At 71.4% G+C, this 23,956-nt stretch carries 12 protein-coding genes; 7 read left to right on the top strand and 5 right to left on the bottom strand.

All coding sequences use genetic code 11. From position 1 onward, the window contains the following. Positions 1 to 3 precede the first annotated feature (3 nt). The 7 genes from OG584_RS16265 to OG584_RS16235 all read left to right on the top strand — a co-directional run bounded on the left by OG584_RS16265 (position 4) and on the right by OG584_RS16235 (position 16,579). Positions 4 to 1,461, top strand: a complete 1,458-nt coding sequence (locus OG584_RS16265; protein WP_405778556.1) for a polyketide synthase — start codon at positions 4 to 6, stop codon at positions 1,459 to 1,461. Between the two features lie 46 nt (positions 1,462 to 1,507). Continuing rightward, positions 1,508 to 3,079: a long-chain-fatty-acid--CoA ligase gene (locus OG584_RS16260; RefSeq protein WP_405778555.1), complete on the top strand. Its 1,572-nt coding sequence runs from the start codon at positions 1,508 to 1,510 to the stop codon at positions 3,077 to 3,079. Positions 3,080 to 3,220: 141 nt separating this feature from the next. After that, positions 3,221 to 4,084, top strand: a complete 864-nt coding sequence (locus OG584_RS16255; protein ID WP_405778554.1) for an alpha/beta fold hydrolase — start codon at positions 3,221 to 3,223, stop codon at positions 4,082 to 4,084. Between the two features lie 46 nt (positions 4,085 to 4,130). After that, positions 4,131 to 12,476: a type I polyketide synthase gene (locus OG584_RS16250; protein ID WP_405778553.1), complete on the top strand. Its 8,346-nt coding sequence runs from the start codon at positions 4,131 to 4,133 to the stop codon at positions 12,474 to 12,476. A 112-nt stretch (positions 12,477 to 12,588) separates the two neighbouring features. After that, the gene (locus OG584_RS16245; RefSeq protein ID WP_405784104.1) at positions 12,589 to 13,980 is read left to right on the top strand and encodes an MFS transporter; all 1,392 of its coding nucleotides are present in this window, start codon (positions 12,589 to 12,591) and stop codon (positions 13,978 to 13,980) included. Positions 13,981 to 14,159: 179 nt separating this feature from the next. After that, positions 14,160 to 15,098 (top strand): beta-ketoacyl-ACP synthase III, encoded by a 939-nt coding sequence (locus OG584_RS16240; protein ID WP_405778552.1) that lies wholly within the window; start codon positions 14,160 to 14,162, stop codon positions 15,096 to 15,098. A gap of 269 nt (positions 15,099 to 15,367) precedes the next feature. Next, positions 15,368 to 16,579: a cytochrome P450 gene (locus OG584_RS16235; protein ID WP_405778551.1), complete on the top strand. Its 1,212-nt coding sequence runs from the start codon at positions 15,368 to 15,370 to the stop codon at positions 16,577 to 16,579. Between the two features lie 165 nt (positions 16,580 to 16,744). On the opposite strand, the gene OG584_RS16230 is transcribed toward OG584_RS16235, so the two are convergent. From OG584_RS16230 to OG584_RS16210, 5 genes are all read right to left on the bottom strand, one after another. Continuing rightward, positions 16,745 to 17,548 (bottom strand): BTAD domain-containing putative transcriptional regulator, encoded by an 804-nt coding sequence (locus OG584_RS16230; RefSeq protein WP_405778550.1) that lies wholly within the window; start codon positions 17,546 to 17,548, stop codon positions 16,745 to 16,747. A 247-nt stretch (positions 17,549 to 17,795) separates the two neighbouring features. Beyond that, the gene (locus OG584_RS16225; RefSeq protein ID WP_405778549.1) at positions 17,796 to 20,021 is read right to left on the bottom strand and encodes an FAD/NAD(P)-binding protein; all 2,226 of its coding nucleotides are present in this window, start codon (positions 20,019 to 20,021) and stop codon (positions 17,796 to 17,798) included. Positions 20,022 to 20,081: 60 nt separating this feature from the next. Next, positions 20,082 to 21,215, bottom strand: coding sequence for a pyridoxal-phosphate-dependent aminotransferase family protein (locus OG584_RS16220; protein ID WP_405778548.1), 1,134 nt, complete (start codon positions 21,213 to 21,215; stop codon positions 20,082 to 20,084). Further along, on the bottom strand, positions 21,212 to 22,345 hold the full coding sequence (aepY, locus tag OG584_RS16215) for a phosphonopyruvate decarboxylase (RefSeq protein WP_405778547.1): 1,134 nt from the start codon (positions 22,343 to 22,345) through the stop codon (positions 21,212 to 21,214). Before aepY ends, OG584_RS16220 begins: the two co-directional genes overlap by 4 nt. After that, a complete protein-coding gene (locus OG584_RS16210) occupies positions 22,342 to 23,889 on the bottom strand; it encodes an isocitrate lyase/phosphoenolpyruvate mutase family protein (protein ID WP_405778546.1) in 1,548 nt (515 codons plus the stop codon). The genes aepY and OG584_RS16210 overlap by 4 nt, the downstream gene beginning before the upstream one ends. Positions 23,890 to 23,956 lie beyond the last annotated feature (67 nt).

Here is a 23,956-nt window from a genome sequence, read left to right as displayed (position 1 = left end):
CCGGTGAAGGAGTACATCGATTCGTTGCAGGGGCTCTCCAAGTCCCAGCTGGTGCTCCTGCTGGCGCGACAGCGCCGGCAGGAGACCGAGCGGATTGCCGTGGTCGGTGTGGCGTGCCGGTTCCCCGGTGGCATCGACTGCCCCCAGCAGTACTGGGACCTGCTGCACACGGGCCGCAGTGTCCTGGCCGAACGGGGCGGCATCCCCAAGGACTCCACCGGGCGCCCCCGGTGGAATGTGTCGGCACCGGACCTGGCGCCGCTGGCCGGTCTGCTGGCCCAGGGCGCTTACCTGGATGCCATCGACCTCTTCGACGCCGAGCGCTTCGGCATACCGGACGAGGAGGCGCGGTACATGGACCCGCAGCAGCGGCTGCTGCTGACCTGTGCCGCCGATGCCCTGGAGGACGTGGCGCCGTTCGACCGCGGAGACGTCCGGGTGGGGGTATTCGCCGGGGTCAGCACGGTGGAGTACAACTTCGCCGCGCTCCGCAACGGCCTGGGTGCCGAGGGCCTCTCCCCGTACATGGGCACCGGCGGTGCACTCAGCGCGACGGCCGCCCGGGTCGCCACCGGGCTCGGACTGAACGGCCCGGTACTGACGGTCGACACGGCGTGCTCGTCCGCCCTGACCGCGACCCACCTGGCCTCGTCGGCGCTGCGACGCGGGGAGTGCGACGTGGCGATCGTCGGCGCCTGCCACCTGGCGCTCGCGCCCTTCACGGCGGGCGTCTTCGAGCGGGCGGGGATGCTCTCGCCCACCGGACGCAGCCGCCCCTTCGACAGCGAGGCCGACGGTCACGTGCGCGGCGAGGGCTGCGGAGTGCTCGTGCTCAAGCGCGAGCGTGACGCTCGGGCCGCGGGCGACCGGCCGTACGCGCTGATCAAGGGCAGCAGCATCTACCAGCACGGCGACCGGCCGGCGATGGCGGCAGTCTCGTCGGTGGCGCAGCGCCGGGTGATGGCGCAGGCGCTGCGGGACGCCGCCGTCGATCCGCATCAGGTGCAGTACATCGAGGCCCAGGCCAACGGCTCCAAGCTGGGCGGGGTCATCGAGGCGGAGGCGATCGCTCAGACGTACCGGCGTGACACGAGCGGGGCGCCGCCGCTGTATCTGGGCTCGGCCAAGGCCAACCTCGGTTACCTGGAGACGGCCTCCGGGGCCGCCGGGCTGATCAAGACCGTGCTCGCGCTGCAGAACCGGGTCATCCCGCCACAGCCGGGGATCGACGTCCCTGACCCGGCGGTGCCGTGGGACCGCACCGGTCTGCGGCTGCCCCGCACGGCGGTGCCGTGGCCCGATGCCGAATCCCCGACGGCGGCGGTGAGTTCGTTCGGCTTCACCGGCACCAACGCACATGTGCTGATGGAAGCGGACGGGGACCCCGGCCCCCGGCCCGCGCCGCACAGCACTGCGGCCCAGGGACGCCGCCACTGGCCCGACGACAACATCTGGGGCTGACACGGCTGTGTCGCGAGCCTTGGCACGAGGAACCGAGGAGCACCGAATGTACTTTCCGAACCTGCGGACGCTGGACGCGAGTGTGGCGTTCCATGCCCGGCGCCGTCCGGACCACCCGGCCGTGCTGTGTGAGGGGCTGACCGTCACATACGGTGAGCTGCACCGGCGCAGCAATCGTATGGCGCACGGGGTGCATGCGGCCGGTGTGTCGGATCAGGCCAGGATCGGCTATCTCGGCAAGGAGTCGGAGCACTACTACGAGGTGCTCTTCGCCTGCGCCAAGACCGGAAGGGTCCTGGTGCCCATCAACTGGCGGCTGACCGTCGGCGAGGTGGACCACATCCTGCGGGACTCCCGGACAGAATTCCTTTTCGTGGAGGAGGAGTTCCGCGCACTCGCCGAAAAGGCGATCGCGGCGCTGCCCCACCGGGTCCAGGTCGTCGTCGTGGATCACGGGAGTGACGCGGGCGGGGGCATCCTCGGCTGGGCCGCCGGCCACCCGGACACGGACCTGGCACGGTCCGTGCACGAGGACGACCCGGTCGCGCAGTTGTACACCAGCGGAACCACCGGTCTGCCCAAGGGCGTCGTGCTCGCGCACCGCAGCTTCTTCAAGGTCCGGGACGCGCTGGCGTCCGAGGGGCTGTCGTGGATCGACTGGCAGGAAGGCGACGTGAGCCTCATCGGCATCCCCGGCTTCCATGTCGGCGGGCTGTGGTGGGCCACCCAGGGTTTCAACGCGGGTATCACCAACGTCGCCATGCGGATGTTCATCAGCGGTGAGGCGGTACAGCGGATTCGTGAGCTCGGCATCACCACGGCGTGCGTGGTCCCGTCGATGCTGCAGATGGTGCTCAGCGAACCGGAGGCGGGAGAAGAGGACTTCGTATCGCTGCGCAAGGTGGTCTATGGGGGTTCCCCGATCTCCGAGCGGCTCCTGGAACAGGCCGTCGCACGCATGGGCTGCGATTTCGCGCAGATCTACGGGCTCACCGAGACGGGTAACACCGCGGTGTGTCTGCCGCCCCACGAGCACGTGGTCGGCGGGCCGCGGATGCAGGCGGCGGGCCGGCCGTACCCCGGCTTCGAAGTCAAGATCGCGGGCCCTGACGGCACCCGCCTCGAAGGACGTTCAGTGGGCGAGGTGTGCCTGCGCACCGCTGCGCACATGGTCGAGTACTGGGGGCTGCCCGAGGCGACGGCCGACACCCTGGTGGACGGCTGGATCATGACGGGGGACGCCGGCTATCTCGACGAGGACGGATATCTGTTCGTCTGTGACCGGATCAAGGACACGATCATCGTCGCGGGGGAGAACGTCTATCCGGCGGAGATCGAGAACGCGCTGACCAAGCACGAGGCGGTGCTGGAGGCTGCGGTGATAGGCGTGCCCGACGAGCGGTGGGGGGAGGCCGTCCGGGCGTTCGTGGTGTTGCGTCCGGGGGCGGACGCAACGCCGCGGGAACTGATGATGTCGCTGAAGGGAAGGATCGCTGACTTCAAGATCCCGACAGGCTACGAGTTCATCGGCACGCTTCCCCGCAACCCCAGCGGCAAGATCCTCCGCCGAGAGCTGCGCGACAGCTTCTGGCAGGGGCGCGAACGTAAGGTTAACTAGACGTGCGCCGGGGGGAGTTCGGGTCTTGCGGGCTCCGCGACGAACACCCGCCGGTACCGCCCGGCCGCTCCCGCTCCCGGGGCCGGCCGCCCCTCGACGCCGGCCGTCCGCTGGCCGCCGGCAGGAATTCCAGGTGACTTGATGAGTTCGTCCTTCACTGCCGTGCGCAGGGTGCTGAACGCCGCCTCGTACGTCTCCCCCCGGCTGCTCGGCGGTTATGTGTGGCGGCTGTTCTGCGAGCCGGTCGCGCGTGACAAGGTGCGCGGCGCCCAGCAGCCGGTCCACGATCAGGCCGTGGTGGAGAAGATCACCGTGAACGGCAAGGACGTGGTGACCTACCGCTGGGGCGAGGGCGGCAATCCGGTGCTGTTCATCCACGGTTTCGGTGGCCGGGCGGCAAACTTCGCCGGGTTCGTCCACGGACTCCAGCAGCTCGGCGTCACCGCGCTCGCCTACGACGCCTTCGGCCACGGCGACTCCGGGGGCAAGGGCGTCACGGTCCTGGACCACCTGGCCGTGCTGCGGCAGTTGCAGGACCGCCACGGGCCCTTCCGCGCTGTCATCGGGCACTCGTTCGGCGGCACCACGGGGTACCTCGCGCTGCGGCGCGGCATCAAGGCAGGCCGGCTGGTGTCCATCTCGTCCGTGGGCGAATTCGGTTCCCTGCCGGGCACGTTCTGCAAACAGCTGGGCCTGCGGCCGGTGTACGCGCGCGAGCTGCGGCGCCGCAGCGAGCTGCTCTTCGCTTCCGAGCCGGACCTGTGGAACGCCTTCTCGCCCGTGCACCGCCCGGAGGAGATCGAGCAGCAGGTTCTCGTGGTGCACGACCGGAACGACCGCGAAGTCAGCGTGGAGCAGGGCCGCCTCATCGCCGCCGCGTACGGCGACCGGGCCGAGCTCCTGCTGACGGAGAAGCTCGGACACCGCCGGATCCTCGGCGACACCACGGTGATCACCAAGGTGCTGACGTTCGCCCTCGGCGACGAAGTGACATCTGACGAGTAGCGCCGGACTCCTCAGCAACCAGTAATTGCGACCCTAGGTGAGAGCGATGACCAGCACTGTGCCGAGCCCCCGGAGCGAACCGATCGCCGTCGTCGGCATGGCCTGCCGGCTGCCCGGGGCAGCGGGGCCGACGAGCTTCTGGGAGCTGCTCCGGGAGGGACGGGACGGCATCACCGATGTGCCCTCCGACCGCTGGGCGGCGGCCGGACCGTCCGTGCCGCAGCCGGGCAGCACCGGCCGCGGCGGATTCGCCGACGGCACAGGCGAGTTCGACGCGCACTTCTTCGGCGTCTCGCCGCGGGAGGCCGCGTCGATGGACCCGCAGCAGCGACTGATGCTGGAGCTGAGCTGGGAAGCCGTCGAGGATGCCGGTATACCCGCGCGGGACGTCGAGGGCAGCGCAGCCGGCGTCTTCTTCGGCGCCATCGCCGGTGACTACGACGCGCTGCTGAACCAGTACGGAGCGGACAGCATCACGCAGCACTCCTTCACCGGGCTGCAGCGCGGCATGATCGCGAACCGGGTCTCGCAGCTGTTCGGTCTTGAGGGCCCCAGCCTCACCCTCGACTCCGGCCAGTCCTCCTCACTGGTCGCCGTGCACATGGCCTGCGAGAGCCTGCGCTCCGGTGAGCTGGAACTCGCGCTCGCGGGTGGGGTGCATCTCAACCTCGTCCAGGAGTCGGCGTTGCGCGCCGACCGGTTCGGGGTGCTCTCGCCCGACGGCCGGTGCTACGCGTTCGACTCGCGGGCCAACGGGTTCGTCCGCGGCGAGGGCGGCGTGGTGTTCGTGCTGAAGCCGCTGTCCCGCGCGGTCGCCGACGGCGACGACATCATCTGTCAGGTCCTCGGCAGCGCGGTCAACAACGACGGGCGGGGCGAGGCCGTCGGCGTGCCCAACCCGGCGGCCCAGAGCGCGGTCATCAGGACGGCTCAGCGCCGCGCGCGCGTCCAGCCGGGCGACATCCAGTACGTCGAGCTGCACGGCACCGGCACGGCACGCGGCGATGAGCTGGAGGCCTCCGCCCTCGCCTCGGTGTTCGCCGGATCGCGGGAGCCCGGCTGCCCCCTGCTCGTGGGGTCGGCGAAGACCAACGTGGGGCATCTGGAAGGCGCTGCCGGCGCTGTCGGACTGCTGAAGGCCGCCCTGAGCATCAAGAACGGTGAGATACCCGGGAGCCTGAACTACGAGACCCCCGGACCACGCCCGCTCCATGGCGAGTCGGACATCGAGGTGCAGCGCGGCCGCGGCCCCTGGCCGCGCCCCGGACGGCGGCCGCTGGCCGGCGTCAGCTCCTTCGGCATCGGCGGGACCAACTGCCACGTCGTCCTCGGTCCGGCCCCCGAGGCCGACGGGCAGGACGCCCGGCGGGCGGCGCCGGAGGTCATGGCCTGGCCGCTCAGCGCCAGGAGCCGGCCGGCGCTGGAGGCCAAGGCCCGCGGCCTCGCGGAGCAGCTGACCCGCTCCCCGGATCTCCGGCCCGAGGACGTGGGCCGCTCGCTGGCCACGACACGCTCGGAGATGGACTTCCGGGCAGTGGTCGTCGCGGGCGGCCGCGGCGAGTTCGGCGCGGCCCTCGACGCGTTCGCGGCGGGTGAGGCGGGCACCACCACGGCGCACGGCGTCGCGCGGCACCCGGCCAAGGTCGTGTTCGTCTTCCCCGGCCAGGGCTCGCAGTGGGCCGGGATGGCCCTCGGCCTGCTGGAGAGCTCCCAGGTCTTCCGGGAGGAACTGGAGGCCTGCGGAAGGGCGCTGGCCCCGTACGTCGACTGGTCCCCGGCCGACGTGTTGCGCGCGGCCCCCGGAGCGCCGGGCCTGGACGGGGTGGAGGTCGTCCAGCCCCTGCTGTTCTCGGTCATGGTCTCGCTGGCCGCCGTGTGGCGCGCGTACGGCGTCGAACCCGACGCCGTGGTGGGCCACTCCCAGGGTGAACTGGCCGCGGCCTACGTCTGCGGATCCCTGACTCTGGAGGAAGCCGCCCGCGCGGTCGCGCTGCGCAGCCGGGCCATCGCCAGGATCGCCGGGACCGGCGGCCTGCTGTCCATCGCCCTGCCGGCCGACCGCGTGATGCCCTATCTGGAACGCTCCGCGGACGAACTGTCCGTGGCGGTGGTCAACAGCCCCCGGTCGACAGCCGTCGGCGGTTCTCCCGGAGCGCTGGCCGCGCTGGCCGCCGCGTGCGAGCGGGACGGGGTGCGCAGTCGCCTGATCCTGATCGACTACGCCTCGCACTCGCCTCAGGTGGAGGCCGTCCGCGACGAGGTGCTCGGTGCGCTGAAGGACGTCTCGCCCCGCCGTTCGGACATCCCCTTCTACTCCAGCACCGACGGCGGGCCGCTGGACACGCTCGGCCTGGACGCCGCGTACTGGTTCAGGAACCTGCGCGAGGCCGTGCAGTTCGAGCGCGCGACCAGGGCACTGCTGGACACGGGACACAACGTCTTCATCGAGGTGAGCCCGCATCCCGTGCTGGTGACCGGGATGCTGGACACCATCGAGGACGCGGCGCAGGCATCCGCCGATGAGCCCGTCGAAGCCGCCGTCGTCGGCACCCTCCAGCGGGAAGAGGGCGGCGCCGGGCGCTTCCTGCGGTCCGCCGCCGAGGCCTATGTGCACGGTGTCCCGGTCGACTGGGCGAAGGGGTACGCCGGGACCGGCGCCCGCCGGGTGAAGCTGCCCGGCTACCCCTTCCAGCGCCGCCGGCACTGGCTGGCGGCCCCCCGGACGACGGCCCCCGGCACATCCGCCCCCGCCGCTGCGCCCGACGTACCCGCCGAAGCAGTACCGGCGGAACAGCAGGCGGGCAGGCGGCCGCAGCCGGGACCGATCGGCGAGCGGGAGGCGCTGGACCTCGTCCGCCGGCACGCCGCACTGCTCCTGGGACACGACACGGCCGAGGCGGTCGACGGCCGGCTGGCCTTCCGCGACCTGGGATTCGACTCCCTCAGCTCGGTCCAGCTGCGTCGGCGGCTCGTCGAGGCCACCGGCCTGAAGCTGCCCGTCAGCACCGTCTACGACCATCCGACGCCCCTCGCGCTGGCCCGCAGGATCCGGTATCTGCTGTCGTCGTCCGACGGGGCGCAAGCCGCCCCGCCGGTGGACGCCGAGGCCGATGACGACCCGGTCGTCATCGTCGGCATGGCCTGCCGCTATCCCGGCGGGGTGGCCTCACCCGAGGATCTGTGGCGTCTCGTGGCGGAGGGCGAGGACGCCGTCGGGGACTTCCCGGCCGACCGCGGCTGGGACCTGGAGGGCCTGTACCACCCGTCACCGGAGCACCGCGGAACCACGTACGCCCGCTTCGGCGGATTCCTGTACGACGCAGCCCGGTTCGACGCGGCGTTCTTCGGCATCAGCCCGCGTGAGGCGCGGGGCATGGACCCGCAGCAGCGCATTCTGCTGGAGACCGGCTGGGAGGCGTTCGAGCGGGCCGGCATCGTCCCCGAGACGGTACGCGGCACGCGCACGGGTGTCTTCATCGGCGCGATGCCCTCCGGGTACGGACCGCCGCTCGGCGAGGCACCGGATGACCTGGAGGGATACCTGCTGACGGGTTCGAGCCCGAGCGTGCTGTCCGGCCGGCTCGCCTACACCTTCGGGCTCAACGGGCCGGCGGTGACGGTCGACACCGCCTGCTCGTCCTCGCTGGTCGCGCTGCACCTGGCAGTTCACGCCCTGCGCCGCGGGGAGTGCTCCATGGCGCTCGCCGGCGGGGTGGCCGTGATGGCGACGCCCGGCATGTTCCTGGAGTTCAGCCGCCAGCGCGGCCTGTCGCCCGACGGCCGGTGCAAGGCGTTCTCCGCCGATGCGGACGGCACGGGATGGGGCGAGGGCGCCGGCGTCCTGCTGCTGGAACGGCTCTCCGAGGCCCGCCGCCGCGGCCACCGCGTGCTCGCCGTGGTCCGTGGTACGGCGACGAACCAGGACGGTGCGAGCAACGGACTCACGGCACCCAACGGCCCCGCGCAGGAGCAGGTCATCCTGGACGCCCTTGCCGCGGCCCGGCTCGCCCCGGGCCAGGTCGACGTCGTGGAGGCGCACGGCACGGGCACGGTGCTGGGTGATCCCATCGAAGCGGGCGCGCTGTTCGCCACGTACGGGAAGGGCCGCCCCGACGGCAGTCCGCTGTGGCTGGGCTCGCTCAAGTCCAACACCGGCCATTCCCAGGCGGCGGCGGGAGTGGGCGGCATCATCAAGATGGTCATGGCGATGCAGCACGGCGTCATGCCGCGCTCGTTGCACAGCGACCGGCCCTCGTCCCACGTCGACTGGTCCGCGGGGAGCGTACGGCTGCTGCAGGAGGAGATGCCCTGGGAGCGGTCCGGCGGGCCCCGCAGGGCCGGCGTGTCCGCCTTCGGTATCAGCGGCACCAACGCCCACGTGGTCATCGAGGAGGCGCCGGGTCCCGACGCCGGGGACCATGTCCCGGTCCCGGTCCCGGTGCCGGTGACCGGGCCGGTGCCGCTGCCGCTGACGGCCAGGAGCGCGGCCGGCCTGGGCGCCCAGGCCAACGCGCTCCGCGCCCACGCCGCGGCCTCGGACGCCGGACTGCTCGACCTCGGCCACAGTCTGGCCGCCACCCGCTCGACGTTCGAACACCGGGCCGTGGTGCTCGCGTCGGACCGCACCGAGCTCTCCGGCGGCCTCGATGCCCTGGCCGGCGGCGTCCTCGCGGGGCACGTGACACAGGGATCGGCGACGCCCGGCCGGGTGGCCTTCCTCTTCACCGGCCAGGGGAGCCAGTACCCGGGCATGGGCCGCGACCTGTACGCGGCTCACCCCGCTTTCGCCCGAGCGCTTGACGAGGTCTGCGCGCATCTGACCCCCCACATCGGACGACCGCTCCGCGATGTGATGTTCGCCGACGAGGCGGACGGGGAGACGGCGCTCGTGAACCGTACGGAGTGGACCCAGCCGGCCCTGTTCGCCTTCGAAGTGGCCCTGTTCCGACTGCTCGAACACTGGGGCGTCACCCCGGACCATCTGCTCGGCCATTCCGTCGGCGAGATCGCGGCCGCGCATGTGGCCGGAGTCCTGTCGCTGCCGGACGCCTGCCTCCTGGTGGCGAGCCGCGCCCGGCTGATGGGCGGGCTGCCGGACGGCGGGGCGATGGTGTCACTGGAGGCCGCCGAGGACGAGGTCACCGAGTGGATCGCGACGCACGGCGCCGACCTGGACGTCGCGGCGGTCAACGGCCCGCACGCCACGGTCGTCGCGGGGGACGCGGACTGGGCGGTGCGCATCATGGCGGAGTGGCAGCGGCGCGGCCGCCGCGCCAAGCGGCTGACCGTGAGCCACGCCTTCCACTCCGCGAAGGTGGAGCCGATGCTGGACGAGTTCGCCCGGATCGCCGAGACCCTCGACTACCGTCCGCCGACGCTGCCCGTCGTCTCCAACCTGACCGGCCTGCCGGTCGATGAGGCGACGCTGTGCTCGGCCCAGTACTGGGTCCGGCACGTGCGCCGGCCCGTACGGTTCCTGGACGGCATCAGGGCGCTGGAAGCGGCGGGAGTCACCAAGTTCCTCGAACTCGGACCCGACGGTGTGCTGTCGTCGATGGCGAAGAGCTGCCTGACGGCGGCCCCGCAGGCAGTGCTGACGGCCGCCGCCCGCCGCAACCGGCCCGCCGAGCGGACGTTCCTCGCCGCGCTCGCCGCGCTGTACGTCCGGGGAGTCGACGTCGACTGGGCGGCCGGATTGTCCCGGGCCGGGGGACAGACCGTCGCGTTGCCGACCTACGCCTTCGACCGGCAGTCCTACTGGTTGACCGCACCCGCGCGCAGCGGCGCCGGCCTCGTCGGCGCGGGGCTCGAAGCGGCGGACCACCCGCTGCTCGGGGCGGCGGTCGAACTGCCCGCCACCGACGGCGTCGCGTACACCGCCGGACTGTCCCTGGACAGCCACCCCTGGCTGGCCGACCACGTCGTGCTCGGCACGGTCCTGGTTCCGGGCGCGGTATTCGTCGAGTGGGCCGTGCACGCCGCCGCGGGGACAGGCGGCGGCCGGGTCGGCGAGCTGGTGCTCGAGGCGCCCATGGCCCTGCACGAGGGGACCAGGCTCGACGTACGGGTGAGCGCCGGTGGTGCGCAGGCGGACGGCCGGCGCGAATTCACCGTGCACGCACGGCCGCAGGACGCGTCCCGCCGGGAGTGGACCCGGCACGCGGCCGGCTGGCTGGAACCGGCTGACACCGGCCGCCCGGCCGCCGCCCCGGCAGCTGAGCGGAGCTGGCCGCCCGCCGGAGCCGTCGAGGTGGACCTCGACGGTGTCTACGACCGGTTCGCCGAACGCGGGCTGCGGTACGGCAGCGAGTTGCGCGGGCTGCGGGCCCTGTGGCAGCTCGGGGACGAGCTCCTCGCCGAAGTGGAACTCCCCGGTGGCGAGACCGATGAGGCCCACGGATTCCTGCTTCATCCCGTTCTCCTCGACGCGGCGCTGCACGCGGTCCTCGCGCCGGTACAGGAGCAGGGCCCCGCCCTGCCCTTCGTCTGGCAGGGGATCGAGACCTACGCACCGAGCGGGCGGAGCCTGCGGGTCCGCGTGACCCCGCTGCGCCAGGGCGGCAGATCCGGAGAGCCGGTGGTCTCGCTCGCCCTCGCGGACAGCTCGGGCCGCCCGGTGGCCTCGGTCGCGTCCCTGCGTCTGAAGCGGACCACGCCCGAACAGCTCGGCCGGGCGCTGGGGCAGCGGCAGGGGGAGCTGTACCGGCTGGAGTGGCCGCTCGTCGCGGCCCCGGCGGGGCCCCGGCAGGAGGGCCGGTGGGCGTTTCTGGGCAGTGACCACCTCGGTCTGACCGGGATGTTCAAGAGTGTCGGCGTACCGGTGGACGTCTGCCCCGACCTGCTGGCTCTCGACAGTCTGGCGGGGTCCCCCGAGCCGCCGCCCGCGGCCGTCGTCGTCACGTGCGTGGGGGAGAAGGACACCGTCGACGAGTCGGTCGCAGCGGCGACCCGGCGGGCGCTCAGACTGGTCCAGGAATGGCTGACCGACGAACGGCTGGCGGAGACCCGGCTGGTGCTCGTCACCGCGGGCGCGGTCGCCACCCGCGCGGACGAGGAGGTCTCCGACTCGGCGGGCGCCGCCGTCTGGGGCCTGATCCGAAGTGCCCAGACGGAACACCCCGGACGATTCGTGCTGGTCGACATCGAACCGGGGGAACGCGGGGTGGACGGGCTGATCGGTGCGATCACGTCCGGCGGGCCGCAGACGGCCGTCCGTTCCGGTGCCGTACGGGAACCCCGCCTGGCCGCGGTTCGCGGCAGGCGTCACCCGGCCGCGATGGGCAGCGGACCGTGGACGCCGGACGGCACTGTGCTCATCACCGGTGGGACCGGCATGCTCGGCGGCCTGCTCGCCCGCCACCTGGTGCGGCGGCACGGCGTACGGAAGCTGGCGCTGCTGAGCCGCCGTGGCCCGGCGGCACCCGGTGCCGGGGGCCTGGTGGCCGAACTGACCGCGCTCGGGGCCGAGGTGACCGTTCTGGCCTGCGACGCGGCCGACCGTCCGGCGCTGGCCGATGCACTGGCGCGGCTGCGGAAGGAGGCACCGCTGAGCGCCGTGGTGCACACGGCGGGAATCCTCGACGACGCCACCGTCACCGGGCTGACGCCCAAGCGGCTGCGGCGTGTCCTGCGGGCCAAGAGCACGGCAGCGCTCAATCTCCATGAACTCACCACACAGGACCCGCTGTCGGTGTTCGTCCTGTTCTCGTCGGTCATCGGCATGCTCGGTGGTGCCGGGCAGGCGAACTACGCCGCGGCGAACAGCGTCCTGGACGCGCTGGCACACCAGCGCAGGGCGCTCGGGCTGCCCGCCGTCTCGCTGGCCTGGGGCCTGTGGAACCCCGACGCGGGACTCGCGGCGAGTCTGTCGGACGTCGACATCGCCCGTATGGCCAGGTCGGGTCTGGCGCCGTTGTCCATGCAGCGCGGGATCGAGCTTTTCGACGCCGCCCTCGCCTGTGACGAGCCCGTACTTGCTCCCGTCGCGCTCGACGCCGAGGCGCTGCGCACCGGGTCGGGCGGCCTGGCGAAGGTACTGGCCGGGCTGGCACCGGCCGGGGCCGCGCGGCCCGGGGCGGCGCTGCGGGTCTCGCTCCGGGACCGGACGGCGGCGCTGCCGGAGGCGGAACGGCCGTCCGCGCTCCTCACGTTCGTCCGCGAGCAGATCGCCGCGGTGATGGGGTACGCCTCGGCGGACGCCGTCGAGCCCGGCCGGGAGATCTGGGACCTCGGCCTCGATTCACTGACGGCGCTGGAACTCACCGCCCGGCTGACCGCCGCGGCCGGCCTGCGCCTGCCGCTCACCCTCGCGTTCGACCACCCCTCCGCCGCCGCGCTGGCGCAGTACCTCCTCGGGGCGCTGACCAGGGAGGCCGTACCGAAGCAGCTGTGACATCGCCCGCCCTCCTCCCACAGAAGCAGTGAGTATGAACCAGATTCAGGACGCAGACATGCCGCCCCGGGGACCCGGCCGCGGAAAGATATTGTCGGCACTCGTGCTGTCCATGCTGGCCTTCAGCATGGTGCAGACCGCGGTGGTGCCGATCCTTCCCTCCCTCGCCAGGGGCGTGCACGTCTCCAGCAGCACGGTCGCCTGGCTGATGACCGCCAACCTGCTCTCGGCCGCAGTCCTCACCCCACTGCTGGGCCGCTTCGGTGACCTCTACGGCCGCAGAACGATGTTGCTGATCTCGCTCGGCGGCCTGGCGCTGGGGTCGGTGCTCGCGGTGAGCACCGAGTCGTTTGCCTGGCTCGTGGTGGCCCGTGTCCTGCAGGGCGCGGGCGGCGGTGTCTTCCCGCTGGCCATCAGTATCGTGCGCAACCAGCTCCCGGCGAACCGGATCCCGGGCGGCATCGGGGCCGTCAGCGCGGCGATGGGCATCGGCAGCGCCCTCGGCCTGGTGGTCACCGGACTGCTGATGGAGCAGTGGAGCTACAAGTCGGTCTTCTGGGCCGGGCTGCTGATCAGCCTCGTCGCCATCGCCTGGTCCGTGGTGGGCGTGCCCAGGGACGTGGTGACCGATCGCACCGTCCGGGTTGATCCGCTGGGCGCCCTCACGCTGACCGGGTGGCTCTGCGCCCTGCTGCTCGCCGTCAGCCAGGGGAACCAGTGGGGCTGGGGCTCCGGCCGGATCGTCGGCCTCTTCATCGCGGCCGTGGTGATCGCGGCCGCGTGGGCGGTCATCGAACTGAAGGTGCAGAACCCACTGGTGAGCATCCGGATGCTCGTGAGCCCCGTCGTGGCCATCACCAACGTGGCGGGCGCGGTGATCGGGTTCGGCATGTACGGGTGCTTCATGGTGATCAGCAACTTCGCCCAGACACCGGAGAAGACCGCGCACTACGGATTCAGCGCCGACGTCCTGCACGCCGGTGTGATGCTGCTGCCCTCCGCCATCGGCAGCATGACGGCCGCCCCGGTCGGCGCCAGGCTGATCGCCGCACGGGGCCCGCGCATCCCCCTCTCCCTGGGCGGACTGCTGGCAGCGGTGGCGATGGGATTCCTCGCCGTGGTGAACGGGCATCCGATCGACCTCTACCTCGCCGCCGCCGTGTTCGGTTTCGGCGTCGGTCTCGCCTACACGGCCATGCCGGCCGCCATCAATTCCGCTGTCCCGATCGAGCAGAGCGGCATTGCCAATGGCATGAACGCGGTGTTCCGTACGGTAGGTGGCGCCGTGGGAACGGCTGTGCTCGGTTCCACCCTGGCCGGGGACACCATCAAGGGCTCACCGCTGCCCACCCTGGGTGCTTATCAAGAGGCGTTCTGGATCACCGCGATCGGCTGCTTTCTCGCCGCGGTGGCCTCTCTCGCAATGCGCACCCCCCTCAACCCGATGAGCTCCGGGAAGCCCGCTGTGCGGCAGAGCGACCCGGCCGGGGAAACCGTCGCCTGACATGTCCGGCCCGAAGCCGGGCGCAGCGGATGCGTGCCGGACAGATACCCACGGATTCCTGACCCGGAATTTTCGGATCTATTGGGGGTCGCCGGTCAACTCCGCTCACACCTGGGCGGCATCCGGGAACAGCTATGGTGACGACGAGTCAATCGCCATTACAGCAGGAGGACTTCATTATGTTCGGGTCTCGCCTCGTGGCCCTGGGCCACTACCAGCCTCAGAAGGTTCTCACCAATGAGGTCCTCGCGGAGATGGTCGACACCAGTGACGAGTGGATCCAGAGCCGCGTCGGCATCCGCACAAGGCATGTGGCGGGGGAAGACGAATCGGTGGCGGACATGGCGGCGGAAGCCGCTCAGAAAGCCCTCGCCAATGCGGGCTTGACCGGTGCGGAGATCGATCTGGTCGTCGTCGCGACCTGCACTTCGCACGATCGTTCTCCCAATGTGGCGGCGCGTGTGTCGAGCCGGCTCGGCATCACGGCCCCTGCGGCGCTCGACATCAACACGGCCTGCTCGGGCTTCCCGCACGCCCTCGCCATGGCTGACCTGGCCATCAAGGGCGGTTCCGCGACGAAGGCCCTGGTGATCGGGGTCGAGAAGCTCACGGACTTCGTGGACTGGTCGGACCGCAGCACCTGCGTGCTGGTCGGTGACGGAGCGGGTGCCGTCGTCGTGACCGCGTCCGACACGGCCGAAATCAGTCCCGTCGTCTGGGGATCCGTCCCGGAGATGGGCCGGGCTGTGCGCATCGAGGGCAAGTCGGGCACGTTCACCCAGGAGGGCCAGTCCGTGTACCGCTGGGCGACCACCACCCTGCCGGACATCGCCCGGAAGGTGTGCGACGGGGCCGGCGTCAAGCCGGAGGAACTGGGTGGTGTCATCCTGCACCAGGCCAACCTCCGGATCGTCGAGCCGGTCGCCAGGAAGATCGGCGCAGTGAACGCGGTCATCGCGCGGGACGTCGTCGACTCGGGCAACACCTCAGCCGCGAGCATCCCGCTGGCCTTCTCCAAACTGGTGGAACGCGGAGAACTGACCCCGGGGTCGCCCGTGCTGCTCTTCGGATTCGGCGGCGGCCTGTCGTACGCCGGTCAGGTCGTCCGGTGCCCGTGACGGGTGAACCCGTGCCCCGGACCGCCGCACTGCTGGGCGAGAGGGGTGCAGCAGTGTTCGCGAGGGGCCGGCCGCAGGGCGTGAGGGACGCCCGGTGCACGGCACGTCATCTCAGACGGGTCTGACCGAGCGCCTGGTCAACGGTTGGTGCAGGCCCGCGTATCGGCCCACCGGCCCGCAGCTCCGAGGTCGGCTGCTTCCGGTGCTCCGGGCCGGTCAGCGGAAAACCGGACCTTGCCCGACGCACACGTGTGGAAAGGAAGATAACGATGTCAGCATTGATCAGCGCGGCGGATCTCCACCCCATCGAGGGGGAAGCCGCCGCCTGCACCGGCCCGGCGTGGCAGTGGCTTCCCGGGCTGACACGGGGACACCGCGCCGTCCGCTGGGGCCCCGCCGTCGTCCTGACGACGTACGCCGACTGCCGGGCCGCCCTGTCGGACAGGAGATTCGGCAACGGGCTCCGGGCCGAGATCGGTGCCATGCAGGACATCGACCCGCAGTTCGTCGCGCGGCGCCGGCAGTCGCTGCTCCTCGAGGAGGGTGAGCGGCACACCCGGCTGCGCCGGCTGGCGATTCCCGCGCTGCGGCCCCGCAACTTCGACCGCTTCCGGCCCGCGATGGTCCAGGTCGTCGACGATTTGGTGGACCGTGTCCAGGAGCGCGGACGGTGCGACGCGGTCGCCGACCTCTGCAACCCGTTCCCCATTTCGGTGATTTGCTGGGTGCTGGGCATCCCGCGGGAGGAAGCGGCGTTCTTCGCTGAGGTGGCCGAGGCGTCGACCGCTGTGTTCTCCGGCGATCCGAGCACCATACCGGCGGCCATGGCGGCCACCGAGAGGATCGACTCGTACATCGAGGACCTGATCGAGCGGCGCCGCGCGGAGCCGGGCAGCGACCTGATCACGGACCTCCTCGCGGCAACCGGGGACGAGGACAGGAACGTCTCGACCACGGACGTGATGACGGTCGTCACGTCGTTGATCGTCGGCGGCACCGACACCACGCGCAACCAGCTCGCCATCGCGCTCCACTGCTTCGCCGAGCGCCCCGATGTCTGGGAGCGGCTCGGCAAGGAGCCGGAGCTGGTGCCGAACGCCGTCGAGGAAGTCGTCCGCTACGCCCCGACGGCGTACGCGATGAAACGCGTCACCAACGAGGATGTGGACCTCGACGGGCTGTGGCTCCCTCGCGGTACTCCCGTCCTGGTCATGTCCACCCTCGCCAACCGCGACTCCGGCGTCTTCCCCGATCCAGAACACCTGGACGTCGGACGGGAGTTCCTCCACCCTCACCTGGGGTTCGGCTGGGGGCTGCGCAGCTGTGTCGGGTCGGTGCTGGCGCGAGCCGAGCTCAGCGAGGCGCTGACCGTTCTCTCCCGGCGTCTGTCCGGTCTGGCGCTCGACGGCGAGACCCTGTGGAGCCGGCCCGACACCATTCAGGGCCCGGTGGTCCTGCCCCTGCGCTTCGACGCGGCGTAGCGGATTGTCGCGCTGACCCGAGGGTGGCCCTCGCCGTACGGGGTGATTCCCTGAACCCTGTTCGGACTGGGAATCCGATCGGTCCCGGTATTTCTCTGCTCCAATGGATTGGATGCCTTCTTTCCGGGCCGGTAAGGCTCTGAAAGAAGGCATCATGCGCCATGGTTATCGCAACGAGAATTGGGCGTCGGAACCGCCGCGGGCCGCACCGGATTCGAGCCAGGAGGCGCGAGCCAGAATGGACCGCTGAATGTGCTGAAGCTGCGGTCCGGGCTCAAGGCCCAGTTCCTCGACCAGAATCCCGCGGATTCGGTCGAAGGTTCGCAGTGCGTCCGCTGTGCGGCCGCTTCGGTACAGGGAGATCATGAGGTAGCCGTAAGTCGACTCCCAGGCCGGATGTGCCTCGATCAGCGAGTAGAGCTCGCAGATCAGCTCGTGATGGCGGCCCAGGTCCAGTTCCAGCTGGAGCCGGCGCTCGTGGGCGTAGACACGCTTCTCGTCGAGCAGTCGGCAGACGCCTGCGAAGGCCGGCATGTCGCGGAAGTCCGCCAGCGCCGGACCGCGCCAGAGGGCGACGGCGGAGCTGAGCGCGGCCGACGCCGCTTCGAGTTCACCGCGGCTCTGGAGGTTGCGGGCCTCTGCCAGGTGCGCCTCGAACAGGTAGAGATCGAGGGAGGATTGCGGGAGCCGCAGTTCGTAGCCGGTCGACTGGGTGGTGAGGACGGAGGCGTCGAGGCCCAGTTCACGGAAGCGGCTTCGCAGGTTGCAGATATAGACGTGGAGTGCGGTGTGAGCGCTCTGCGGCGGCGTGCCCGACCAGATCGCGTTGATGAGCCGCTCAGGGGAGACTGCTGTCATATTGTTGACGCAGAGATAGGCCAGCAAAGCGCGGTTTTTCGGCGCCCAAGGCCTGACGCTTTCACCGTTAGGTTTTTCTATTCCGAGCGGACCCAGAATACGAAAGAGCATACCCAAACACCCCCGTGCCTTGGATGAGGCGGGGGAGGCCCCCGCCTCCGACGGTTCATCGTCAACGATCCTGCGGCGGCGGGCAAGCACTTTGGGATTTGTCTGAGGTTACGCCCGGTGGTGATGTGGGGGAAAGGGAGGATTGGGGCGGAATTATCCCCGGGTGATTTTTGGATAGGCACCCTGGATGACCATGTGGCGAGTGTATGGCACAGCTTCTGTGGTCAACGCGGTGCATCGGTGGTATTCACTCGGGCCTCGCAAGTGCTTCCCAGAAACCGTCGAGCCAGACCAGGATGTCCCGCATGACGTAATGGTCCGCGTCCGGGCGCAGCGCCGACAGCAGAAACGAGCGCGCCCCCTCCGCCGGCGCCCCCATGACGGTGATGCGGGGCTCCACATCGCCGTCCGCGCGCAGGGGATGAAACTGCGAGGTGAGGTCCAGTCCGCCGGGCGCGAAGTCCGTGGTACCCGCGCCGTCAGCACCGTGGTTGCGCCACAGGCGTACCAGCCCGCGGTCCTGAAGGTTGCGGTACAGGGGTCGTGCGTCCAAGCGCGGGTCGAAGGGATGCATGCGGGCCTCGACCAGCACGTCCAGGGCGCGGCGGGCTCCCGTGTGCGGCCCCGTCACGACCGTGCGGCCGCTCGACTCCTCGTAGTGGACCCGGGCGTCCGGACCGGTGCTCACATCCAGCAGCCCGTGCTCGACCAGCGCGGTGATCTTCGCCATGACCTCCGGCGCGGCCCCGTTGGCGAGCCGGTTGTGCCGGCTGGTGTGCCCGCGCAGGAACGCTCGCTGGGATGGTGCGGTCACCCCGGCGTCGTCCACCGCGTAGGAGATGACCGACCGCAGATCACGCCATACTCCGTCGGACGCGGCCTTGTGCGGATTGCACAGGTTGCCCTGCCTGGCCCAGGCCTGGTCGCGGATCATGAACTCCAGTAGCGCCGCCCGGTATTCCGCGGGGGAGCCCGCCGGGCCGACCGGGCATACGGCCGTCCGCCAGTCGAACCGGTTCCCGTCGAGTCCGGTGTCCAGGGACCACGGTGAGTCCCGGCCCTCCAGTACTCCGGCCGGCGGCAGCGAACGGTCCAGGCAACGCCGGACCTCGTACTGCGCCGAAGGCCCGTACACCGTCCGCACCCAGTGCAGCAGCACGTCCCTGACGGACCACACGACTGTCTTCTGGGCCTCGAACAGCGCCTGTTCGCCGTGCAGCACCGGCAGCAGCGTCCGGACGATGCCGTCCACGGCCGCGTCCAGAGCCGGCAGCAGACAGTCCTCGCCGCCGGTCCGCGCACCGGCCAGGAAGGCGAGGTAGGAGGGCATCGCACGCTGTGTCAGCGGCAGCGCCGCACCCGGTCCGAGGAGCGTCACGTAGTGCAGGTGGGCCATCTCCGCCACCACCAGCGGCAGGACGTCCCGGTCGAAGTCGAGCTGCGGCCGGGTGCGGTCCTGCGTGGGGTACGGCTGCCCGCAGTTCGCCCGGAGCAGGTCGACTGCCTGTTCGGTCAGGAACATGCCGGGGTGGTCGCCGGAGCCGTCGCCCGGCTTGTGGTTGTCGGGCCGGGCGAAGGTGAACAGCCCGGAGCCGCTGAACGCGACGATCGCGGCGGGTTCGGCACCGCTGCCCCGGTACACCAGCCCGCGTCCGGGTTCCTCGTGGAAACTCCCGCCCCGCCCCTCGGTCAGGTGCAGGATCGTGTCGATGGCGGTGAGGCCCATGCCGGCGCAGCCGACCACGTCCGCCGGTCCGGCCGTGTCCGGGCCGAGCAGCTCGTTCAGCGGGTACGGGTGCGGCACATGTGAGGCGCCGCCGCGGGCCGCCGCCCCGGCCAGCCGGCGTCCCTCCGGGGACAGCCCCGGATCGTGGTACGAGTGTCCGGTGAGCAGCAGCACCTCGTCGGCCGGATGGCGGGTGCCGTCCGATGTGACCAGCCACAGTTCGGCACCGACGGGCTCGATGTCGACGATGTCCGTGTGGTGCAGGTGCAGGTCGGTGTCCGGGTACCGGCGCAGGTCGTCGGCGAACGCCCGGAACATGTCGCTCAGCGCCAGACCGTGCACGTACCGCCGGGGCCAGTCCCCCGGACACAGGTCGAAGTCCGGGTGCCCGGTCTCGGTGTAGCGGCGGCGGCACCACTCGTGCAGCGTCGGCCGCTCCTCCCGCGGTCGCAGCGGGCCGGCACCCGAAACGGTCTCGTCGGCGGCGAAACCCACCTGACAGCCGATGCGGTTGAGGTAACTGGTGCGCGCCTGACCGGGACTGTGGGCCTGCCCGGCCCCGAACTCCCCGGTGCGTTCGAAGACCCGCACCTCGAGGCCGCGGCCCGAGAGCCTGCCGATCGTCGCCGACAGCCTCTCGACGACGTACGTGGCCCTGGGCCCGCCGCCGACCAGAGCGAGCCGGTACGGCCGGCCCGGCGCGGCCGGGAGAGCCGGGTTCGGCGGCTCGGAGTGTGTGGTGGTCACTCGTACCTCATTCAGCGGTGTCAGTCGTGTTGCCGGCCGGTGGACGGACCGGCCGGCGGTTCATGTCCGCGCTCCGCGGGGCAGGATGCCGGCGAGCACAGCCAGGAAGCGGTCGATGTCGGGGGCGCTGATCCGGCCCATCGTCGACAGCCGCCAGTGGTCAGCGGCCAGCCGCTCCTGAGCCCGGTAGATGACGAACCCGGCGGCGCGCATGCGCTGGTGGAGTTCCTCGTACCCCGTTCCGGCGGGCAGGCGCAGCGCGGTCAGCCCCACCGCGCGCTGCCCGGGAGGCAGCAGCAGTTCGAGGCCGAGGGCCTCCAGGCCGGCACGCAGTCGCTCGGCCAGCGCGCCGTAGCGGGCGTGCCGGGCCTCGTGACCTTCGGCGAGCGCCAGGTCGAGCGCCGCATCGAAGGCGTAGTAAGTCGGAATACCGGGGGTGAAAGCAGGCAGGCCGGACTTCTCCTGGGCCGTGTAGTGCCGGTGCAGATCCAGGTAGTAGGTGCGGTTCGGGTGGTCGGCCAGCCGCTCGAACGCCGTTCTGGCGGCGCTGACGAAGGCCAGCCCTGGCGCACCCTCAAGGCACTTGTTGGCCGATCCGCACAGCCAGTCGGCACCGTCCCCTGCCAGCGAGATCCGTTCGGCGCCGACACTGCTGACGGCGTCCACGATCACCTCGCGGCCGAGGCCGTGGGCGATCCGGGCCACGGCGGCGACGTCGTTGAGCATGCCGGTACTGGTCTCGTGCTGGACCATGCTCACATGGGTCAGCGCGGGGTCGGCGGCCAGCGCCTGCTCCACCCCGGCCAGGTCGACAGGCGTCGACCAGCCCAACTCCAGCCGGTGGGTGCGGATGCCGTACGCGGCGGCGATGTGCTCCGACCGCTCGCCGTAGTGGCCGTTGTCGATGACGAGCAGCCCGGCGTCCGGGGGGACGGCCGAGCTGATCGCCGCCTCCACGGCCGAGGTCCCGGACCCGGTGAGGATTACCGAGGTGTGCGCGTCGCCGCCGCCGGCCACCAGGGTCGTCTTGTGCCGGATGCGGGCGAGCAGGCCGGCGAACTCCGGTTCCCGGTGACACAGGTCCGGGCCGGCGAGCGCGGCGCGGACCCGCTCGTCGAGGACGACCGGTCCGGGGTTCATCAGGACCAGCTGCTCGGCTGGATCGGCCGCGAGGAACGAAACGGGAGCGGTCATCGGGCGAGCACCTCCATGAAACGGGCCGCCGACTGCGGCGGACGGAGCGCGGGGCGGCCCAGCGAGGGGTCCGAACCCGGTCTGATCCGGACGCGGACGAGCTGAGGGCCGCCCTCGGCCTGGGCGCTGCGCACCGCGGTGTGCAATGCCTCCGCGTCCGACACGTCGTACGTGGCGCGGTAGCCGCTCGCGGCGGCGACGGCGCAGAAGTCCACGCCGGCCGACGCGGTCGGCTGGCCTCCGGTGGATTCGTAGGACTCGTTGTCCAGAAGGACGTGGCACAGGTCCGTGCGGGCCCGGCGGCCGATCGCCACCATGGCCTCCAGGCGCATCAGCGCGGCGCCGTCGCCGTCGAGAACCGCGACCGGCCGGCCGGGCGACGTGTGCATCGCGACTCCGAGGGCCACGCTGGAGGCGCAGCCCATGGAGCCGACGACGTACAGGTTCTCCGGCCGGTCGAAGTCGCTCTCCAGCTCACGGGCGGTCTTGCCGGTGGTGGCGACCAGCAGCGTCACCGGGTCCATGGCCTCGACGACCCGGCGGATCGCCTCGGACCGCAGCATGAGGTGGGCGCGCGGGTCCGGTGTGCCGGCCCTGGCTGCCGGGCGGGGCGCGATCGCTCCCTTGGGCACGATGAAGGCGAACGGCCCGCCGGTGGCGGCCATGTGCGTGAGCGCGCCGTCCAGACGGGCGCCGAGCTCCGGGAGGGTCTGCGGAAGCAGCTCGTTGCGGATGCCCATCGAGGTGAGCATCTCGGGGGTGATCCTGCCCATCAGCTCGTGCTGCGGCTCGTCCGGCTGTCCGGGGCGGCCACGCCAGGTGACCAGGAGCAGGACCGGCAGCCGCAGCGTGTGGCACAGCGAGGTGAGGGGGTTGACGGCGTTGCCGAGTCCGGAGTTCTGGAGGATCACCACCGGGCTGCGGCCGGCCAGCCGGGCGCCTGCCGCGATGGACACCGCCTCGCCCTCGTTGGCGCAGATGACGTAGTCCTCGGGATGTTCCGCCTGGAGGCAGCTGATGACGGGTCCCAGGAAGGAGCAGGGCACACCGGTGAACGGGCCGAGGCCGCGTTCCTTGAGCAGCGCCACGACACCGTCCGCTGCGAGCTGTGCGGGGATCGTGGTGCTCAACGTCCCGCCTCCGGTGCCGCGAACAGCGCGGCGGCCCGCTCGGAGTCGCCCGCGGTGCGCAGTTCCATCCAGCCGGAGGCGATCTCGACGGCGCGGACCCGCTGGCCGGCGGCGAGCAGGTCCGCGATCAGGTCGCCGAGGGTGGCCGGAGCAGCGTCGGCGCGCCGCTTCTCGGCCGCCGTGCGGAGCGCGGCGAAGCCTTGCGGGGAGAAGACCGCAGCTCCCGCGAACTCCGCGTTGGCGTCCGCCTCGTGGGTGCTCACGACCTCAGCGCCTCCGCCCGGTACGAGCCTGCGGCCGCCTTGCGCCATGGAGCTGATCGACAGTGGCAGCCCGTCGTCCCGCCGTGGGGTGGCCGACACGTCCGCCAGGACGGCGACATCGGCTTCGGCCGCAGTGAGCAGCCGCAGTGGCCCGGCCTCGACGAGCGCGTCGCCGCAGACGACCAGGGTGGGGCCGTGGTGGGCCTCGGTCAGGCCGAGCAGCGCCTCCACGACCGACGGCTCGCCCGGCGTGCCGGTGACCGTGATGTCGTCGGCGCCGGAGCGGCGCAGGGCCGCGGTGCGGTGCTCCTGGAGGGACGGAGGCGTGGCGTCGGCGGGACCGGGGAGTACGACCGCGCGGGTGCGGGACTCGTACGAGGTGATGAACTCCTGTTCGTGCACCTTCTGTTCGGCCATGCCCTGGAGGTCGAAGACGGTGGCCAAGGGGGCGATGCGGTCCTCGATGCCGGTGGTGCGGTCGTCCCGCAGGATCGACGCGAACGTGTCGGTCATGGCCGCGATGCCTGCCCGCAGACCGTGGTTGGCGTAGATGACCATCTTCGCGCCGGCCGCGGCGAGTTCGGTCGCGGTGATGGTGTGGTAGGTCGTCGGGACCACGACCACCGGGGTCGGCAGTGTCCACTGGGCGAGGAAGTCCAGGATCGGCTCCGGCGACGACCCCTTCGCGTGGATCAGCACGGCGTCGGCGCCCGCTCGGGCGTAGGCCTCCCCGCGGGAGAGCGCTTCGTCCATGCCCCAGCCGGCGATCAGTGCCTCGATGCGGGCGATGACCATCAGGTCGGGGGTGCGCTGCGCCGCCTTGGCCGCGGTCAGCTTTCCGCAGAACTCCAGGACCGGCGCCAGCTCCTGACGACCGGGTATGAAGCTGTTGACCTTCGGGAACCGCTTGTCCTCGATCGACACGGCGGCGATGCCGGCCGCCTCGTAGCGCCGGATCATGTGCATCACGTTGTGCGCGTTGCCGTACCCGGCGTCGCAGTCGGCCACCACCGGTACGTCGACCGCGGCGGTCAGCGAGGAGGCGACGCCCAGCAGTTCGCTCATCGTGAGGATGTCCGTGTCCGGTACGCCCTGGGAGGCCGACACCTCCAGGCCGCTCGACCAGACGCCGTCGAATCCGGCGCGTTGGGCGAGCCGTGCCCCCAGCGGATTGTGGGCGCCGGCCAGTCGCACAGCTCCCGGACGGGCGAACAGCTCGCGCAGCCGGCGAGCCCCAGAGGTCCCGGAAGCCCGATGGATTTCCGTCGTTGCAGCACCCATGCCGAATTCTCCTTGCGGGTAAGGGCGGCGCAGCACCATTGGGGCAGCCCTGAAATCTACGATTGAC

Origin of the sequence: Streptomyces sp. NBC_00859 (genome assembly GCF_045161865.1) — a bacterium.
Taxonomy (GTDB): Bacteria; Actinomycetota; Actinomycetes; order Streptomycetales; family Streptomycetaceae; genus Streptomyces.
This window is presented reverse-complemented; position numbering and strand designations above follow the sequence as displayed.